Below are 2388 nucleotides of genomic sequence, written 5' to 3'. Positions count from 1 at the left end.
ACCTGGGTGGGGTCGGCCGCGCCGGGGGTCTCCGGGACGGGCGCGGGCGCCGGGTCGGGGGCGAGGAGCGCGCCGACGCCCTCGGCCGCCTCGATCTGGGCGGGGGTCGCGTGCACGCCGATGCCGGCGGCGACCGCGCGCAGCCCGCGCGCCAGGTTCTCGGCGCTGGGCCGCCGGTCCGGGTCCTTGCTGAGACAGCGCTCGATGACCGTCCACAGCGGGGCGGGCACGGTGGAGGGGCGGCGCGGCTCCTCGCTGAGGTGCCGGTGCAGGACTTCGAGCGCACTGCCCCCGGCGAACGGCGGACGCCCGGTGACCAGCTCGTACAGCAGGATGCCCGCGCCGTAGACGTCGACGGCGGAGGTCTGCGGGCGGCCCTCGGCGGACTCGGGCGCCACGTACGCGGGCGTGCCGACGAACTCGTGGGTGCGGGTGAGCCCCGGGGAATCGGCGAGGCGCGCGATGCCGAAGTCGGTGAGCATCGGGTGCATCTCGCCGCCCTGCTCGGCGAGGAGCACGTTGGCCGGCTTGAGGTCGCGGTGGACCACGCCGTCGGCGTGGCTCGCGGCGAGCGCGTCGGCGATCTGGGCGGTCATGAGGGAGGCGGCGACCGGGGTGAGCGGGCCGCTCTCGCGCAGGTACCGGTGCAGGTCCGGGCCTTCGACGAGGTCCATGACGAGGGCGAGGACGTCGCCCTCGACGACCAGGTCGCGGGTGCGCACGATGTTCGGGTGGGTGAGCCGGAGCAGCACGGACCGCTCGCGCAGGAAGCGCATCACGATGTCCGCGTCGTTGGCCAGCTCCTCCTTGAGGACCTTGATCGCGACGGTCTCGCCGGGCCGGCCGGACACGGCCGCCTCGGCCCCCGCCGCCTCGCGCTGGCGGGCTCGCCAGACGGTGCCCGTGGCGCCGCGCCCGAGCGGCTCCTCGAGCAGGTACTTGCTGCCGATAGGCCGCACGTCACGCGCTCCCTGCTGATCGTGGTCCCGGGGTCCCGGAGGTGGTCCCGGAGGTCGCTTCCTGGTGGTGACCGGTCCGGATGTCCGACCCACTTTAGTGCCGCCGCACCGGGCGCAGGCCGGTCGTCCACAGGCGGGTTCCGGCCGCCCCTCCGGGGCGACGCTGTCCGGAAGAAGACGCTCTTCGGGACGGAAGGGTTGCCGGGCATGTTCCGGTGGCATGGACGACCAGGCACTTTTCCGCCCATGGGTGACCAATCAAGATCACTTCCGGCCGACCCGGGGGCGGGTTGTCGGTGGCAGGTGCGAGGATGCCTCCAGCACGTCGTGTCCATGGGGTCGGGAGCCCCGCGCCGTGCCGAACCTGTACCGGGCGACGCGCCCGAGCAGGGTGGGGGGAGAGACCGGGCGGTTCCCCTTGCCGGCCTCGCGCGCAGAAGGGACCGCTGACGGCGATGCAGATCCGGCTGACCGTTCTCGCGCCGTACGCCGGCCATGGCGCCGGGCGCACCTGCGACGTACTCGTCACGGCCCCCGCGGGGACGGTGCTCTCCGCCGTGGCCTCCGCTCTGGCCGCCGCCGTCACCGGTCCCGAGACCTCCGGTTCGGGCGCGACCGTGCTCTACGCGGGCCCGGAGCGGCTCGACAACCGGCGCGCCGTCCTCGGCGAGCCCCCGCTCGTCGACGGCGCGGTCCTCTCCCTCCAGGTCCCCGGCCCGGACGAGCGCATCGACGAGACGGCCTGCGCCCGGCTGCGGGTGGTGGCGGGCCCGGACGCGGGCGGGGTGCACCTGCTGCACGGCGGACCGATCAGAATCGGCCGTTCCGTCGACGCCGACGTGCCGCTCGACGACCCGGACGTCTCCCGCGCGCACTGCACGGTCGTCGTCGCCGAGGACGGCCGGGTCAGCGTCGCCGACCTCGGCTCGACCAACGGCACGACCCTCGACGGCGTCCCGGTCGGCGAGCACCCGGTCCACTTCCGCCCCGGCGCCCTGCTCCGCCTCGGCGAGTCGGCCCTCCGCCTGACCGGCCCCGGCGACGACCCGGTCGGCACGCGCGCGCGTGCGACGGCCCCGGACGGCGAGGGCCATCTGCGGATCGTCCGCACGCCGGACGACACCCCGGGCCCCGCCCTGCCCCCGGGACCGGCGGACGGGGCCACGCACGGCGGCGGGTACGCGGACGGCCCGGCGGACAGGGCGTACGGGGCCGGGTACGGGGACGGGAACGGCTCGCCGGACACGCCGTACGGGGCCGGGTACGGGGACGGTCCGGCCGGGCACGCGCGCGGCGGGGCGGAGTCCGGCGGCTTCGGCGACGCGGGCGGGACCGCGACCGGCGAGTCCGGTGGCTACGAGGGCTCCGGGGGCTACGCCCGTTCCGGCGGCGCCGGGTACGCGCGCGGGGAGGCGGCCCCCGGCCACGC

The 2388-nt window shown here is 76.5% G+C and carries 2 protein-coding genes; one reads left to right on the top strand and one right to left on the bottom strand.

The features are described from left to right. A partial coding sequence (locus BU197_RS10750) for a serine/threonine-protein kinase (RefSeq protein WP_188268044.1) occupies window positions 1-959 on the bottom strand: 959 nt, incomplete at its 3' end. A 455-nt stretch (window positions 960-1414) separates the two neighbouring features. Between BU197_RS10750 and BU197_RS10745 the strand changes: the two genes are divergently transcribed. Then, a partial coding sequence (locus BU197_RS10745; RefSeq protein WP_223184067.1) for an FHA domain-containing protein occupies window positions 1415-2388 on the top strand: 974 nt, incomplete at its 3' end.

Source organism: Streptomyces sp. CBMA291 (genome assembly GCF_014596525.1).
Lineage (GTDB): Bacteria > Actinomycetota > Actinomycetes > Streptomycetales > Streptomycetaceae > Streptomyces.
The sequence above is the reverse complement of the archived record's forward strand: the minus strand, read 5'-3'. Positions and strand labels throughout refer to the sequence as shown.